This window comes from Noviherbaspirillum sp. (assembly GCF_035254865.1).
GTDB lineage: Bacteria > Pseudomonadota > Gammaproteobacteria > Burkholderiales > Burkholderiaceae_D > Noviherbaspirillum.
This window is the reverse complement of the sequence record NZ_DATFAF010000027.1, coordinates 19,053-33,977: the sequence shown is the minus strand read 5'-3', so window position 1 is coordinate 33,977 and position 14,925 is coordinate 19,053. Positions and strand designations below refer to the sequence as shown.

Annotated in this window: 12 protein-coding genes and 1 tRNA gene; 1 reads left to right on the top strand and 12 read right to left on the bottom strand. The window is 58.5% G+C overall.

The genetic code is table 11. The features are described from left to right. Positions 1 to 7 precede the first annotated feature (7 nt). The 6 genes from VJ651_RS08115 to VJ651_RS08090 form a co-directional block, all read right to left on the bottom strand. Positions 8 to 1,339, bottom strand: coding sequence for a tetratricopeptide repeat protein (locus VJ651_RS08115; RefSeq protein ID WP_324106963.1), 1,332 nt, complete (start codon positions 1,337 to 1,339; stop codon positions 8 to 10). A 430-nt stretch (positions 1,340 to 1,769) separates the two neighbouring features. Continuing rightward, positions 1,770 to 1,846 (bottom strand) — tRNA-Pro (locus tag VJ651_RS08110). Between the two features lie 83 nt (positions 1,847 to 1,929). Further along, positions 1,930 to 3,267 (bottom strand): phosphoglucosamine mutase, encoded by a 1,338-nt coding sequence (gene glmM / locus VJ651_RS08105; protein WP_324106962.1) that lies wholly within the window; start codon positions 3,265 to 3,267, stop codon positions 1,930 to 1,932. Positions 3,268 to 3,278: 11 nt separating this feature from the next. Continuing rightward, positions 3,279 to 4,127, bottom strand: a complete 849-nt coding sequence (gene folP, locus VJ651_RS08100; protein ID WP_324106961.1) for a dihydropteroate synthase — start codon at positions 4,125 to 4,127, stop codon at positions 3,279 to 3,281. Positions 4,128 to 4,213: 86 nt separating this feature from the next. Next, positions 4,214 to 6,100, bottom strand: coding sequence for an ATP-dependent zinc metalloprotease FtsH (ftsH, locus tag VJ651_RS08095; RefSeq protein WP_324106960.1), 1,887 nt, complete (start codon positions 6,098 to 6,100; stop codon positions 4,214 to 4,216). A 208-nt stretch (positions 6,101 to 6,308) separates the two neighbouring features. Next, the gene (locus VJ651_RS08090) at positions 6,309 to 6,953 is read right to left on the bottom strand and encodes an RlmE family RNA methyltransferase (protein WP_136419298.1); all 645 of its coding nucleotides are present in this window, start codon (positions 6,951 to 6,953) and stop codon (positions 6,309 to 6,311) included. Between the two features lie 34 nt (positions 6,954 to 6,987). Here VJ651_RS08090 and yhbY point away from each other — a divergent pair, with 34 nt between their 5' ends. Beyond that, positions 6,988 to 7,461, top strand: a complete 474-nt coding sequence (gene yhbY, locus VJ651_RS08085; RefSeq protein ID WP_324106959.1) for a ribosome assembly RNA-binding protein YhbY — start codon at positions 6,988 to 6,990, stop codon at positions 7,459 to 7,461. A gap of 52 nt (positions 7,462 to 7,513) precedes the next feature. Here yhbY and VJ651_RS08080 read toward each other — a convergent pair whose 3' ends face one another. From VJ651_RS08080 to VJ651_RS08055, 6 genes are all read right to left on the bottom strand, one after another. Next, positions 7,514 to 7,963, bottom strand: coding sequence for a DUF4149 domain-containing protein (locus VJ651_RS08080; protein ID WP_324106958.1), 450 nt, complete (start codon positions 7,961 to 7,963; stop codon positions 7,514 to 7,516). 6 nt (positions 7,964 to 7,969) lie between these two features. Continuing rightward, positions 7,970 to 8,446, bottom strand: coding sequence for a transcription elongation factor GreA (greA, locus tag VJ651_RS08075; RefSeq protein ID WP_136419301.1), 477 nt, complete (start codon positions 8,444 to 8,446; stop codon positions 7,970 to 7,972). A 100-nt stretch (positions 8,447 to 8,546) separates the two neighbouring features. Then, positions 8,547 to 11,777 (bottom strand): carbamoyl-phosphate synthase large subunit, encoded by a 3,231-nt coding sequence (gene carB / locus VJ651_RS08070; protein WP_324106957.1) that lies wholly within the window; start codon positions 11,775 to 11,777, stop codon positions 8,547 to 8,549. Next, a complete protein-coding gene (carA, locus tag VJ651_RS08065; RefSeq protein ID WP_324106956.1) occupies positions 11,770 to 12,924 on the bottom strand; it encodes a glutamine-hydrolyzing carbamoyl-phosphate synthase small subunit in 1,155 nt (384 codons plus the stop codon). Before carA ends, carB begins: the two co-directional genes overlap by 8 nt. A gap of 244 nt (positions 12,925 to 13,168) precedes the next feature. Then, positions 13,169 to 13,576 carry a heme-binding protein gene (locus VJ651_RS08060; RefSeq protein ID WP_324106955.1) on the bottom strand — a complete coding sequence of 136 codons (408 nt, stop codon included), beginning with the start codon at positions 13,574 to 13,576 and terminating at the stop codon, positions 13,169 to 13,171. Between the two features lie 77 nt (positions 13,577 to 13,653). Next, the gene (locus VJ651_RS08055; RefSeq protein WP_324106954.1) at positions 13,654 to 14,829 is read right to left on the bottom strand and encodes a GGDEF domain-containing response regulator; all 1,176 of its coding nucleotides are present in this window, start codon (positions 14,827 to 14,829) and stop codon (positions 13,654 to 13,656) included. Between the last annotated feature and the right edge of the window lie 96 nt (positions 14,830 to 14,925).

The following is a 14,925-nucleotide window of genomic DNA, read 5'->3' as shown; positions in this document are numbered from 1 at the left end:
CCGTCGGTTAATGCAAGTCGTAGCGCACAGTGACTATTGTCTCGGTGCGGCGGTATTCGCTGAGCGCGATATTGGATCGATTCTCGGTGTACGCGACCTGAGGCCGCACCGTCCAATGCGGCGCCGGGCGCCAGTTCCAGCCAAGCGTGACGTCACTAGTGTGGTCACCGCCGTAGGCAACATTGTTTGAACGCGCGAAGGCCGAGCGATCACCGCGATAAAGAATGCCGATGCTCGCAAACAGATCCGACGCCTCGGTCAAGGACAACTGACCGTAGAGGCGGCCATTCACGAAACGCCTGTCGTAGTTGGCACCGTTCGGCAAGGCATTCAGCGCATTGTCTTGCCCGCCCAGCACGCTGGCGTACAGCAAAGGCTTGCGCGCGCCCTCGAACTGATGAAGCCAGCCGACGCCGACGCCAACGGTATTGACGTCGTTTACCGCAATGTCGGGAAAGCGCTGGCGCGTCACAAGACCGAACAGGCTGGCCTGGTCGGACGCACCGTAGGAACGGCGCCACTCCGCATTCAGGCCGATGGAATTGCGGTCGGCGCTAGGCACATCGGTGCGCTGGTGATAGTCCTGCAGCGTCAATCCCGCCCGATACAGATTCACGCCTTGCGCATAACTGATGCCCGCGCGCAGATCGACCTGGTCGCTCGCATAATTGTGCGCCCTGAGCACTTCGCGATGCCGCACATCGGCACCGGCTGAAAGCGATACCGCCTCGGTCGCCTGATGCGTGACCTCGACGCCCGCACCAGCACCTAGAATGCCGGAACTGCGCTTGACCGCATTACCCGTGGGAAGAAAACCCGGCAGATTGTAGGTGGCAAGCACCGCATTGGTGAAGTCGCCGACCACGGAAGTAATGTTGTCGTCATAACCACCGAATCCCTCCACGTACCCATTCACCACGGTACGCTTTGCCTGCTCGCGCTCCTCGATGGCGCGATAGTACTTGTCGATGATCAGACGCGCGGTCGGCGGTGGATTCAATCCCGCCACGGCATCGAGCTCCTGCCGTGCGCGCGGATAGTCACCCAGCGCAAAATAGGCACGCGCCATGTCGAGCCGAACACCGGCGGCATTCGGATCCAACGCAAGCACGCGCTCAAATGCAAGCGTAGCCTTGTCCGGCTTGCCTGCATCGAGCGCGGCAACGCCGATCAGCGTATCGAATTCCACATCACCCGCGCGTATGAACTCCTGCTTTTCGAGCAGCGCATACGCGTCGGCAGGTTTGCCGTCGCGCAGCATCGCGCGTGCCTTATCCATCTCCGCATCGGCTGCCCAAGCGCTGCCACCAGCAAGCATGGACGCAACCAATGCCGACAAGATCCTTGTCCTTGTCCGGTAATTCATCTAGGGGAACTCTCCTGTCGACAAATCTTGTTGCGCTCGCTCGGGCTTGGTCGAGAGATCCACTGCGGGAGAACAAGACTTTCTTCGCGTTAAAATTTCCTTAAAGTAAGTTGGAAATTTACCGCTGTCAAGAAGCGAAGAGTACTTTTGATCGAATGAAACCTAGCAGGAATTTTGATCCCTTGGGGAAAGAAGGGCAGCCCAAGAATGCAGCATTCCGGAGCTGATATGCGCGGGAGCCGCTCGATTGCAATGGAAGTATCTTGGGAGCAAGGCACGGGCAATGCCGGATTTGCGTAGTGAAAGCCGGCCCTCTACCGTCAATGGAGAACAGCCGCCTTGCTTGGAGGAGCGGGTTTGGCGGTTACTAGGTCCTTGAAACCCGCATGAAGAGAGAAAATCCTGGTCGGGGCGACACGATTCGAACGTGCGACCACCTGATCCCAAATCAGGTGCGCTACCAGGCTGCGCTACGCCCCGAGAGACACGCATCATACCGGGCTTGGACGATGCGGTCAATTTTATTCCGGCGGCATGCCAGCCGCCTGCATTGGCGCTCTATATCAAGCGGCAAGCTTGTCGGCAATCCGGCGCGCCATCGTATTTGCGGTATCCGCACTTCTCGCTTCGACCATCACGCGGATCAAGGGCTCGGTGCCCGATGCACGAATCAGGACGCGGCCGTTATCGCCCAACTCCGATTCGACGATTTCCTTCTCGGCCACCGCCGCGCCGTTCTTCTGCCATTCAAAGCCAGGCGTCACTTTCACGTTGACCAGACTTTGCGGGAAAAGAACGAGATCGGCCGTCGCCTGGGCCAGGGTCTGTCCACTGCGCTTCAATGCTGACAGTACCTGCAAGGCCGAGACGATGCCGTCGCCGGTGGTGTGCTTGTCGAGAAACAGCAAGTGGCCCGACCCTTCGCCGCCGATCAGCCAGCCGCGCTCCTGCAGCACCTCGAGCACATAGCGGTCGCCAACTTTCGCGCGCGCGAAGCCGACACCCAACTGCTTGCAGGCGATCTCAAGCGCCATGTTGGTCATCAGCGTACCCACGACGCCTTGCACGGGCCCGGTCGACAGGCGGTCCTTGATCATCACATACAACAGCTCATCGCCGTTATAGGCGCGCCCGGTTGAATCCACCATCAGCAACCGGTCTGCGTCGCCATCGAGGGCAATGCCGAGATCGGCTTTGTGTTCCAGGACCGCGGCCGAGATTGCAGCGGGCGCCGTCGCACCAACGCCGTCGTTGATATTCAAGCCGTTTGGCTGGTTTCCGATCGAGATGACTTCCGCACCGAGTTCATGGAACACATCGGGCGCGATGTGGTAGGCCGCACCGTGTGCGCAGTCCACCACGATCTTCAATCCTCGCAGGTCAAGCTCGTTGGGAAATGTGCTCTTGCAAAACTCGATGTAGCGGCCTTGCGCATCGAATAGTCGCTTGGCCTTGCCGAGCTTTTCCGACGGAACGCATTCGATTGGAGCTTCGAGCGCCGCTTCAATCGCGGACTCGACGGCATCCGGCAGCTTGTTGCCGCTTGCGGAGAAGAACTTGATACCGTTGTCGTCGTACGGATTATGAGATGCGGAAATCACGACACCTGCCGACAGGCGCAGCGCGCGCGTCAGGTAGGCGATCGCCGGCGTCGGCATCGGTCCGGCCAGGGTCACATCGACGCCGGCGGCGGCAAAGCCTGCCTCAAGCGCGGCTTCCAGCATGTAGCCGGAAATGCGCGTGTCCTTCCCGATGAGCACAACTGGTTTGCCGCTGCTCGATCCTGCCTGCGCCAGCACCTTGCCGGCAGCATAACCCAGCTTCATCACCAGGTCGGGGGTTATCGGCAATGTCCCCACTCGCCCGCGCACGCCATCCGTGCCGAAGTATTTGCGTGTCATGTTCTTTTTCCTTAGCTGTTCGTGGCGACTGCCTGCCAGACCTTGAGCGCATCCACCGTTTCCGCGACATCATGGACGCGAACAATCCGCGCGCCGCGCGCAACGGCCGCAATCGCTGCGGCCACACTTCCCGCGATGCGCTGCTCGACCGGCCTGCCGGTAATCGTGCCTATCATGGATTTGCGCGACAGTCCCGCCAAGACCGGAGCACCGACTTCGTCCATCATTCTTCCGAGATCCCGCAGCAGGGCGAGATTATGCTCCAGTGTCTTGCCGAAACCGAATCCGGGATCGATACACAAGCGGCGGCGATCGATCCCTGCTTGTTCCATGGCCGCGACACGCTCTCGCAGAAACGCAGTAACCTCCTCGGTAACATTGTCATAGTGCGGCGTGACCTGCATCGTCGTCGGATCACGCAGCATGTGCATGATACACAGTGCACAATCACTTTCCTTGACGACACTCAACGCCCCGTCCGCTCGAAAACCATTGATGTCATTGATCATGTCGACACCAGCAGCGATTGCTTCACGCATCACCTCGGGCTTGTAGGTATCCAGCGATAAGGGTTTGCCACAATCTTGCAATGCATAGAGGACCGGCATGACGCGTCGCAATTCTTCGTCAAGCGGCAAAGGTTCTGCACCTGGCCGACTCGATTCGCCGCCGATATCGATGATATCGGCACCGTCCGCAATCATTTGCTCGGCACGCGACAAGGCGAGATCCAGCGAATGAAATTGCCCGCCGTCGGAAAACGAATCCGGAGTGACGTTGAGAATTCCCATCACGAGCGGGCGCGCCTGCTCTTCCATGGGGAAGCGATAGCGTCCGAATTGCAGGTATTGTGTTGTCATTGGGGCGATTCAAACATGTGAGGCAAACAAAAAGGGCGAGGATCACTCCTCACCCTTGATTTGACCGTTAAGTCGGTTGTTGCTGCTTAGGCCGGCGCAGTGGCGTTGGGAGAAACGCCACCGGACGTGTTATCCGATGCGGACCGTTTGGTCGGAATCCCTGCCTTCGGCGGACGCGGCTCACGGCCTTCCATGATGTCATTGACCTGGTCTGCGTCGAGTGTTTCCCAATCGAGCAAGGCATTGGCCATGATTTCGACCTTCTCCTTGTTTTCTTCCAGCAGCCTGCGCGACAACGCATATTGCGCATCCAGGATCGATCGAATCTCGGTGTCGACCTTTTGCTGGGTCGCTTCCGACACCGTCTTGGACGTCATGCGACCGAAATATGCGTCCTGCTCACTGTCCTCGTACACCATGGTGCCCAAGGTTTCGGACATGCCGTAGCGGGTGACCATGGCACGAGCAAGCTTGGTTGCGCGCTCGAAGTCATTCGAGGCGCCGGTCGACATCTGATGCATGAAGATCTCTTCGGCGATGCGTCCACCGAACAGGATCGCGATCTCTTCCAGCATCTTGTCCTTGTACATGTTCACACGGTCATGTTCCGGCAGTTGCCATGTCAGGCCGAGCGCATAACCGCGCGGCATGATGGTGACCTTGTGCACCGGGTCTGCTTTTGGCAACAGCTTGGCGACGACGGCGTGACCGGATTCATGAAATGCCGTGTTGCGGCGTTCCTCCTCACGCATGACTGCCGACTTGCGCTCCGGGCCCATCACGATCTTGTCCTTGGCATCTTCGAAATCCTGCATTTCGACCAGGCGCTTGTTTCGGCGCGCGGCGAACAGTGCAGCTTCGTTGACCAGATTGGCCAGATCGGCTCCGGAGAAACCGGGTGTGCCACGTGCCAGAATGTCAGCCTTCACGTCGGGGGCAATCGGCACCTTGCGCATATGCACGTAAAGGATCTGTTCACGGCCGCGGATATCCGGCAAGCCGACCATCACCTGGCGGTCGAAACGACCCGGGCGCAGCAGTGCCTTGTCGAGCACGTCAGCGCGGTTGGTTGCTGCAATCACGATCACGCCCGAATTGGCCTCGAAGCCATCCATCTCGACCAGCAATTGGTTCAAGGTCTGTTCGCGTTCGTCGTTGCCGCCACCCATGCCGGCACCACGGTGGCGCCCGACGGCGTCGATTTCATCAATGAAGATGATGCAAGGCGAGTGTTTCTTCGCGTTCTCGAACATGTCGCGTACGCGGGAAGCACCTACACCAACAAACATTTCGACGAAGTCGGAACCGGAAATCGTAAAGAACGGTACCTTGGCTTCGCCTGCAATGGCACGGGCCAGCAAGGTCTTGCCGGTACCCGGAGGGCCGACCATCAGCACGCCGCGCGGAATGCGGCCGCCGAGCTTCTGGAATTTGGTTGGGTCACGCAGGAAGTCAACCAGCTCCTGGACTTCTTCCTTCGCCTCGTCGCAACCCGCGACATCGGCAAAGGTCACCGTATTGCTTGCTTCATCGAGCATGCGAGCCTTGGAACGCCCGAACGAGAACGCCCCACCCTTGCCACCTCCTTGCATCTGGCGCATGAAAAACACCCAGACGCCGATCAGCAGCAGCATCGGGAACCAGGAAATGAAAACTTGCGACAGGAACGATTGTTCTTCCGGCTGCTTGACGTCGAATTTGACGCCATTGTTGATCAGATCGCCGATCAGGCCGCGATCAAGATAGGTCACCGCTGTCTTGATGCGCTTGCCCTCATTGGTCGTCGCGACAATGGTCCGGTCTTCAATGACTGCTTCGCGAATCTGCTTGGCCTTGACCTCGTCCAGGAAGTCCGAGTAGGGGATCGGCGTTGCGCCGCCGGCCAGAGTGCGTCCGTCGAACTGCTTGAAGACAGTGAAGAGCACCAAGGCGATGACCACCCAGATGGCGGCCTTCGAAAACATATTGTTCACTAGAACTCCTTAGACGCAGGCGCGCCTATTTACAAAGCTTGTAATTGATTCTACCCGCAATAATCTGTGGTTGCCAGCCCGAATATTGCTTCAAATCGCGGGGAAAATGACCGCAAGTTGCGCCGTAGCGACCGAATCTTGATGGGTTTGCCCAGCATGTGCGGTTCGTTTTGCGGAAATCAAGGGTTATCAAGTAATCAACTTGCAACTAGTGAGGGTTTTTGAGGACTTTACCAAGCAAAAATATTTCCGAAGACTTGTCCCTGCTGGCCTTGGGCTTCTTGGATGTAACGGTCTTGAATTCCTGGCGGAACTTCTCGACAAGTTGGGTATAACCCGGCCCGTTGAAACATTTGACGAGCAGGGTGCCGGAAGGTTTCATGTGGGCTTGCGCAAATTCGATCGCCAGGTCGATGATATGCTCAACCCGTGCCGCGTCCGTGACTGCGACGCCCGACAGGTTGGGCGCCATGTCGGACAAGACCAGATCGACCTTGCGGCCGGCGACCACTTCTTCCAGTTGGTCCAGCACTTCCTGTTCGCGGAAATCGCCTTGTATGAAATGCACGTCCGCGATCGGCTCCATGGGCAGCATGTCCAGCCCGATGATGGTGCCGTTGATGCCGCCACCCTCCTTCCCGGCCAGCTTGTTGCGGGCATATTGTGACCAACTCCCCGGCGCGCAGCCCAGATCGACAATGATCTGCCCCGGCCTGATCAGTTTTTCGCTCTCGTCGATTTCCTTGAGCTTGTAGACGGCGCGCGCGCGATAGCCCTCCTTCTGTGCCTGCTTCACATAAGGATCGTTGATATGGTCATGCACCCAGTTTTTGTTGAATTTGTTCTTTGCCATTCGCGTAGAATACCGCTTTTAAGGAATATTAATCATGTTGAAACTGACACCCGCCGAGCGCAGCGCGCTCCGCTCCGAGGCGCATGCGCTGGACCCCGTCGTCATTATCGGCGATGCCGGCTTGACACCTGCCGTTCTGAAGGAAATCGACTCCAGCCTAAACGCCCATGGACTGATCAAGGTTCGCGTCTTCGGCGACGACCGTGATGCACGCATTGAAATCTATGAAAAGATCTGCGCAGAACTGGGTGCCGCCCCGATTCAGCATATCGGCAAATTACTGGTGCTCTACCGCCCGAAAAAAGATGCTCCCAAGGAGCGCAGCGAAAAGCGCGGCAAGGGCCTGCGCGAAGTAACGATCGTCAAACCAAGCCCGAGCGGAACCAAGCGCCCGACAGTGAGCAAGGTTGTCCTGAAAGGCAATGAGCGCGTCACGGCCGGCGGAAATATCAAGCGTGCCAAGAAACGTCAAACCAGTTCAAAGAAATCCGCTTTGAGCAGGACTTGAGAAGAAGACCGCGACAACTCGACAGGCATGGCGATCATGGTCGCCACTTCAATCATCGCATTTTCCAGATAAGTAGCACGCCAAGCAGGCTCTGGATCAGGTAGAGCGCGCTCGACACGCCGTGCAAGAGGCCGAACTGGCTCTTCGTAGCGGCGTCCATCACACCGCCGGGACCCGCCGCTGCGCGCAGCGTGGCCATAAACGGCTGCAGTCCGAAATAGCCGACCAGCGTACAAACGAGCATCGCCAATGCAAGCCAGCGAACCTGTTTTTCCGCTTTGGCATTACTTTCCTCTGGAGCGGACTTGACTGATGCGATCAGTGCGAGCGCGCAGACAATCGAGATCCAGGCTTCAATCCGGAACAATTTCCCCGCGATCGTTCCAGCCAGCATTCTGTCAGTCAAGCTGGCGAAGAGCGTTGGCGCGACCACATAGCCAATGGTCCACAGACTCCCGATCCAGAGCGTAGCAATCAGGAGCCGAACGCGCGCGGCACGCATGGCAACTCAGATGTAGCGAACTTCGAGAACTTCGTATTCGCGAATGCCGGACGGCGCATTCACTTCAACCACATCGCCCGCATATTTGCCGATCAGCGCACGCGCGATCGGTGATGTGATCGACACCTTCTTTTCTTTCAGGTCGGCCTCATCCTCTCCGACAATCTGGTAGGTCACTTTTTGGCCGGACTCAAGGTCTTCGAGATCGACCGTCGATGCAAAAACAATGCGGCCTTCGGCATCCAGCACCGTCGGGTCGATGATCTGCGCGGCGCCCAGCTTGCCCTCCAGCTCCGCGATACGTCCCTCGATAAAGGCCTGGCGTTCCTTGGCAGCGTCGTATTCAGCATTTTCGGACAGGTCGCCCTGGGCGCGCGCCTCGGCAATGGCGCTGATGACGGATGGACGATCCTTGGTTTTCAGGCGATGCAATTCGGCTTTCAAAAGCTCTGCGCCGCGCTTGGTAATGGGTACTGTACTCATGATTTTTTTGAGGCGAAATGAAAACCACAGAGGTCACAAATAACTCCGGGAAACCCGGAATCGTCTGTGACCTCTGTGGCTAAGTCTTATCTGTAAAAGCTTAGTGTAAGGTTTTATGCAAGCCTTGTAAATCGTAGACATGCAGCACGTCAAGATGACGCATGCCTTCGACCGCAGCTTCCGCACCGGCAATGGTGGTATAGGTCGTTGCGCGCGCCTGCAGAGCCGACGTGCGGATGGTGCGCGAATCGGTAATGGCGGTCCGTTTTTCCTCGACCGTGTTGATCACCATGACGATCTCGTTGTTCTTGATCATATCGACAACGTGCGGGCGACCTTCCACGACCTTGTTGACAGCCGTCACGGGGATGCCGGCCGCGCTGATTGCCGCTGCCGTACCCTTGGTTGCGACCAGCGTAAATCCGAGTTCGGCCAGATCCTTCGCCACTTGCACTGCGCGCGGCTTGTCGCTGTTCTTCACGCTGAGGAACACCTTGCCGGACTTCGGCAATTTCACGCCCGCGCCCAACTGCGACTTCACGAAGGCTTCACCAAAGGTCTTGCCTACGCCCATCACCTCACCGGTCGACTTCATTTCCGGTCCGAGAATCGTATCGACGCCCGGGAACTTGTTGAACGGGAATACCGCTTCCTTGACGCTGAAATACTTCGGTACCACCTCATTCCTGATCCCTTGACTCTCGAGCGACTGGCCAACCATGCAACGTGCGGCGATCTTCGCCAGTTGCAGACCGGTCGCCTTCGAAACGAACGGTACGGTGCGCGAAGCGCGCGGATTGACTTCCAGCACGAAGACGATGTCCTGCAGCTTGCCATCGACTTCCTTCTGCTGGATGGCGAACTGCACGTTCATCAGGCCAACTACGTTCAAACCCTTGGCCATCAATGCCGTCTGGCGCTTGAGTTCTTCAATGGTGTCCTTCGACAACGAATACGGCGGCAGTGAGCACGCCGAGTCGCCGGAGTGAACGCCAGCCTGTTCGATATGCTCCATCACGCCGCCGATGAAGGTGCGCTGACCATCGGACAGGCAATCGACGTCGACTTCGATCGCATCGTTCAGGAAGCGATCCAGCAATACCGGCGAATCGTTGGATACCTTGACCGCTTCACGCATGTAGCGTTCGAGGTCACGTTGCTCATGCACGATTTCCATCGCGCGGCCGCCCAGCACGTAGGAAGGACGGACCACCAGCGGATAGCCGATTTCCTGGGCAAGACGCAGTGCATCTTCTTCGGTGCGCGCAGTGCGGTTCGGCGGTTGACGCAGATCGAGATCCTGCAGCAGCTTCTGGAAACGCTCGCGGTCTTCGGCGGCATCGATCATGTCCGGCGAAGTGCCGACGATCGGCACGCCGTTGGCTTCGAGGTCGAGCGCCAGCTTGAGCGGCGTCTGGCCGCCGTACTGCACGATCACGCCGTAGGGCTTTTCCTTGTCGACGATTTCCAGCACGTCTTCCAGCGTCAGCGGCTCGAAGTACAGGCGGTCGGAGGTGTCGTAGTCCGTGGAAACCGTTTCCGGGTTGCAGTTGACCATGATGGTTTCGTAACCGTCTTCACGCATTGCCAGCGCAGCATGCACGCAGCAATAGTCGAATTCGATGCCCTGCCCGATGCGGTTCGGGCCGCCGCCCAGCACCATGATCTTCTTCTTGTTGGTCGGCTGCGCTTCGCACTCGTCCTCGTAGGTCGAATACATGTACGCGGTCTTTGTCGCGAATTCCGCGGCGCAGGTATCGACACGCTTGTAGACAGGGCGAATGCCGAGTTCCCGACGCTTGTCGCGCACGGCCTTGTCGGTGGTCTTCAACAACTTCGCGAGTCGACGGTCGGCAAAACCTTTTTGCTTGAGTTTGAACAGCGTGGCCTTGTCGAGTGCACCGAGCTTCTGCGTTTCCAGCCACAGTTCGATATCGACGATTTCCTTGATCTGCACCAGGAACCACGGGTCGATGTGCGTCAGCTGATGCACTTCCTCCAGCGAGAAACCTTGGGCAAAAGCATCGCCGACGTACCAGATGCGCTCCGGGCCGGGCTCGCCGAGCTCTTCCTCGATGGTCTCGCGGTCGGTGGTCTTTTCGTTCATGCCGTCGACGCCCACCTCGAGGCCGCGCAAGGCTTTCTGGAAGGATTCCTGGAAGGTGCGGCCGATGGCCATCACCTCGCCCACCGATTTCATCTGCGTCGTCAAGTGGCTGTCGGCAGCCGGAAATTTTTCGAAGGCGAAACGCGGCACCTTGGTCACAACGTAGTCGATGGTCGGCTCGAAGGACGCCGGGGTCGCACCGCCGGTAATCTCATTGCGCAATTCGTCGAGCGTAAAGCCGACCGCGAGCTTGGCCGCGACCTTGGCGATCGGGAAACCGGTTGCCTTGGACGCCAGCGCGGATGAACGCGACACGCGCGGATTCATTTCGATGACAATCATGCGGCCGTCTTTCGGATTGACCGAGAACTGCACGTTGGAGCCGCCGGTATCCACGCCGATCTCGCGCAACACCGCGAGCGAGGCGTTACGCATGATCTGGTATTCCTTGTCGGTCAGCGTCTGCGCCGGCGCCACGGTGATCGAGTCACCGGTGTGCACGCCCATCGGATCGAGGTTTTCAATCGAACAGACGATGATGCAGTTGTCCTTCTTGTCGCGCACCACCTCCATCTCAAACTCTTTCCAGCCGATCAGCGATTCTTCGATCAGCAGTTCGGAGGTCGGCGAGGCTTCCAGGCCGCGCTTGCAGATGGTTTCGAATTCTTCCGGGTTGTACGCGATGCCGCCGCCGGTGCCGCCCATGGTGAAGGACGGGCGGATGATGACCGGGAAGCCGATTTCCTTCTGCACCGTCCACGCCTCATCCATCGAGTGCGCGATGCCGGAACGCGCGGAGCCGAGGCCGATCTTGGTCATCGCGTCCTTGAACTTCAGACGGTCTTCCGCCTTGTCAATCGCTTCCGGCGTCGCGCCGATGAGTTCGCAGCCGTACTTGGCCAGCACGCCGTTGCGGTGCAGGTCAAGCGCGCAGTTGAGCGCTGTCTGGCCACCCATGGTCGGCAGGATCGCGTCGGGGCGTTCCTTGTCGATGATGCGCTCGACGACCTGCCAGGTGATCGGTTCGATGTAAGTAACATCGGCCATCTCCGGATCGGTCATGATGGTCGCAGGATTGCTGTTGACGAGGATGACGCGATAGCCTTCCTCGCGCAACGCCTTGCAGGCCTGCGCGCCGGAATAGTCGAATTCGCACGCTTGGCCGATGATGATCGGGCCGGCGCCAATAATCAGGATGCTTTTAATGTCTGTGCGCTTAGGCATTTTTGTGTTTCTCCATCATCGCCACGAAGCGATCAAACAGGGGGGCGATGTCGTGCGGGCCGGGCGATGCTTCCGGGTGGCCCTGGAAGCAGAACGCCGGTTTGTCGGTGCGCGCGAAGCCTTGCAGCGAACCATCGAACAGCGACACATGGGTGATGCGACAGTTAGGCGGCAATGTATCCACATCAACGGCAAAACCATGGTTCTGCGAGGTGATCATCACCTGCTTCGTGTCGAGGTCTTGCACCGGATGGTTTGCGCCGTGATGGCCGAATTTCATCTTCAATGTCTTTGCGCCGGATGCGAGCGCCATGATCTGGTGTCCGAGACAGATGCCGAAGGTCGGGATGCCGCGTTCAATCAGTTCGCGGGTAGCTGCGATTGCGTAGTCGCAGGGCTCCGGGTCGCCGGGTCCGTTGGACAGGAAGATGCCGTCAGGGTTCAGAGCGAGCGCTTCCGCTGCGGATGCCTGCGCGGGCAGCACCGTGACCTTGCAGCCACGCTCGGCCAGCATGCGCAGGATGTTGTACTTGACGCCATAGTCATAGGCAACGACATGGAATTTCGGTTTGGTCTGCTTGCCGTAGCCTTCGCCGAGCTTCCATTCCGATTCCGTCCACACATAGGACTTGGCCGTGGAAACCACCTTCGCGAGATCCATGCCGGCCAGGCCCGGGAAGGATTTTGCCAGCGCCAGTGCCTCTTCGACGTTGGCCGCCTCGCCCGCCATGATCGCGCCGTTTTGCGCACCCTTCTCGCGCAAGATGCGCGTGAGCTTGCGGGTATCGATGCCGGCGATGCCGACCACGTTTTCCGCCTTCAGATAGTCGGACAGGGTTTGCTTCGAGCGGAAGTTCGAGGCCAGCAGCGGCAGGTCCTTGATGATCAGGCCGGCAGCGTGGATTTTGCTCGCCTCGACGTCTTCTTCATTTACGCCGACGTTACCGATGTGCGGATAGGTCAGGGTGACAATTTGACGGCTGTAACTGGGGTCGGTCAGGATTTCCTGGTAGCCTGTAATGGCCGTGTTGAACACGACTTCGCCGATCGTATGACCGGAAGCACCAATTGAAAAACCCTGGAAAATCGACCCGTCTGCAAGCGCTAGGATGGCCGGAACTGATTGGCCAGAAAAAAATGGCAGCAAGGGTAACTCCTGAGATTGTTACCGCCGCTGCGCCGCGCCAGAACGACCGCCAACCGAACGGCTTGCGCTGGGTATCGAGGGTCTTTTTGGGACGAGATGGAAGGGGTATGCGCTACGGCGGACTGAATTAGTTAAACCCCGAAATTATAGCCGAGAACACCCTTTCCTGCAAACTTGTAAGTTTGCGGTAAGGCAGTCGGCGCCCGGCGCAGAAATCTCGAAATCATGCCGCCGCCGCGGCGTGTCAGAGTGCCAGCGCCGCGATGCCCGCCTTGGCAATTTGCACGTCTTCAGAAGATTTGACGCCCGAAACCCCGACAGCGCCGATGCATTGACCGTTCGCCATGATCGGAACGCCGCCTTCCAGCATGCCTTCCACAGCCGGCACGGTGACGAACGACACGCGACCGTTGTTGATCATGTCTTCGTACACCTTGGTTTCCCGGCGCCCCAAGGCCGCAGTCCTGGCCTTGGCGGGTGCGATGTGCGAGGAAATCGGCGCTGCGCCGTCCAGACGTTGCAGCCAAAGCAGATGGCCGCCATCATCCACGATCGAAATCGTGACTGCCCAGTTGTTTGCCTTTGCTTCAGTTTCGGCAGCTGCGGCGATCTTCTTGACGTCGTCGAGCGTGAGGACTTGTTTGGATTGCATTGCGCCTCCATGGTGGGTATCCAGGGATTGTACGTCCACCGCACCACATGCGCCGTCCGCATAAGTACGTAGGTGCGTCAGCGCTTGTTTTGCTTCAAGAGCAGATCAACCAAAGGTTGCAGTTCGGCCGACAGCTTGCCGATATGCGGCAACACCTCATCCTGCCGCCCGTCCTTGATCCATTGCAGCAGGGTTGCCAGATCGGGACTGCCTGATTTTTCACTCGCACCAAGCGGGTCCGCGGCGCACTCGCGCGCGTCCGACACGGGAATGTCGCCGCGCAAAAACGCCATTTCCTCTTCCTTGCCCACGATTCCCGTGATTGCGCGGGTCAGGCCGAGCATCGCGCGCCGACGTGCCAGTCCTTGAATTGCCTGCAGATTGACGGTGCCGTGCTCCGGGCAATCGTCGCTGAGCGATGCAAGGCCGCAACTTGCGATAAATGCCATCCGGTCACTTTTGATCAATTGCGCGTTGGCAATTGCCCGGCATATGCGTTGAGCAAAACAGCGGGCGGAATCGAAATTGATGCTGCCCGTCGCAAGAATGAATTCCGCTTCGCCGCTCCGCGCAACATGGTCGCTTTGCCGCACGGTCCGGCGCAGCAGATCACCGATCGCCCTCACCACGTTTTGTGGCGGTGCTGCCGCGACATCGTCCACACCGATATGCTTCAGACCGATGCAGACATGGAGGACGACAAAGTTTTTCCTGGATTTGACGGAGTTCGCCAGCAGCGATTCGACGCCGGCCCGCGCGGCGTCGGCAGACGGCAGGCTTTCCGGAGAAATGTCTTCGGCGTTCTCGACCAGCGCTTCCAGGCTGCGCTCGAATTCATGTTGCGTCGTCACCAGCTTGGACAAAATATCGAGGCGGGACAGGAGCTGTGCGGTGCCGATACCCTTGGTAATCAAATCGGTGGCGCCTGCGGCTTTGGCGCGGTCACGCTCCTCGTGCTCGTCGCTGCCGGATACGACCACGACCGGGATGTCGCGTATACGGCTGATGCGGGAGCTGCGGATGCGGTGCAACAACCCATAACCATCCAGCTTCGGCATCGTCAGGTCGGTGATGACCACGCGTATGCTTGGGTCCAGCAGCAAGGTTTCCCAAGCCTCTTCGCCGTCGAGCGCCTCGCGAAAATCGAACATGCCTTCGATATGCTTGATCAGCGTTGCGCGCACGATGCGCGAATCGTCAGCGATCAGGACGCGCGGCTTGGCAGGCAGTTCAATCGAGGTTTGTGTGGTCATGCGAGACAGTGAAGTATGCTTTCTTGCAAGCATAACCCTGCATCATGGATTTTGACAGCACCACCCATTTCCCTTACATTGTCCGTGTCTTTACCA

Coding starts and splice junctions, on each gene's coding strand:
- glmM (WP_324106962.1), bottom strand. CDS start 3,267: ATGACACGCAAATACTTCGGCACGGATGGCGTGCGCGGGCGAGTGGGG.
- folP (WP_324106961.1), bottom strand. CDS start 4,127: ATGACAACACAATACCTGCAATTCGGACGCTATCGCTTCCCCATGGAA.
- VJ651_RS08090 (WP_136419298.1), bottom strand. CDS start 6,953: ATGGCAAAGAACAAATTCAACAAAAACTGGGTGCATGACCATATCAAC.
- yhbY (WP_324106959.1), top strand. CDS start 6,988: ATGTTGAAACTGACACCCGCCGAGCGCAGCGCGCTCCGCTCCGAGGCG.
- VJ651_RS08080 (WP_324106958.1), bottom strand. CDS start 7,963: ATGCGTGCCGCGCGCGTTCGGCTCCTGATTGCTACGCTCTGGATCGGG.
- greA (WP_136419301.1), bottom strand. CDS start 8,446: ATGAGTACAGTACCCATTACCAAGCGCGGCGCAGAGCTTTTGAAAGCC.
- carB (WP_324106957.1), bottom strand. CDS start 11,777: ATGCCTAAGCGCACAGACATTAAAAGCATCCTGATTATTGGCGCCGGC.
- VJ651_RS08060 (WP_324106955.1), bottom strand. CDS start 13,576: ATGCAATCCAAACAAGTCCTCACGCTCGACGACGTCAAGAAGATCGCC.
- VJ651_RS08055 (WP_324106954.1), bottom strand. CDS start 14,829: ATGACCACACAAACCTCGATTGAACTGCCTGCCAAGCCGCGCGTCCTG.